The following is a 561-nucleotide window of genomic DNA, read 5'->3' as shown; positions in this document are numbered from 1 at the left end:
ATGGGATTTACCTATGCACCGGATGAAAATCATTATTGGATGCAGGGATATTCAACGGAAACAGATTATATTTATGTTACAACGAGTGCCATGACCTATGAACAACTCCGTATCATGAGTGAAGAGGTTGGCTCTCATCGCACGTTGCTGGTTTGTGGTACAGCCTTTGATACAAAATCAGCATCCTTTGAAAATCTGACACTCACTAAAATCCCCCGTGCAATATTAGAAAAATGCGAATGGGGAAGGGACGATTACAGTTTAAATGTAGCCAACCTTGAACCAGTGATTGTGGTAAAAGAAAATAACAAAAATAAAGATATTGCGCAACAAGAGTTAGATCTATTTGAATAAATATAAACGAGGCAGGTTACGAATGAGCCGTAATAAACAAAAATTAGAACTTAATTGGATTGGAAAAGAGAAACGCCCCAAACTGGAACCTCGTATATTGTTAGAAGATCTTGAAAAATCTTATCATGCTTCGCGTCAAATATCATCTCAGGATATTTTTGATAATAAACTTATTTTTGGTGATAATTTACTCGCACTCAAGGCACT

2 pseudogenes are annotated in these 561 nt (G+C 36.5%); both read left to right on the top strand.

What is annotated here, in order from left to right:
- Positions 1-354 (top strand): annotated as a pseudogene (locus ACFIJJ_RS10115) (site-specific DNA-methyltransferase); the annotation flags it as partial.
- 22 nt (positions 355-376) lie between these two features.
- Positions 377-561: pseudogene (locus ACFIJJ_RS10110) on the top strand (site-specific DNA-methyltransferase); the annotation flags it as partial.

This window comes from Bartonella sp. TT29SHDZB (assembly GCF_042193395.1).
Lineage (GTDB): Bacteria > Pseudomonadota > Alphaproteobacteria > Rhizobiales > Rhizobiaceae > Bartonella.
This window is presented reverse-complemented; position numbering and strand designations above follow the sequence as displayed.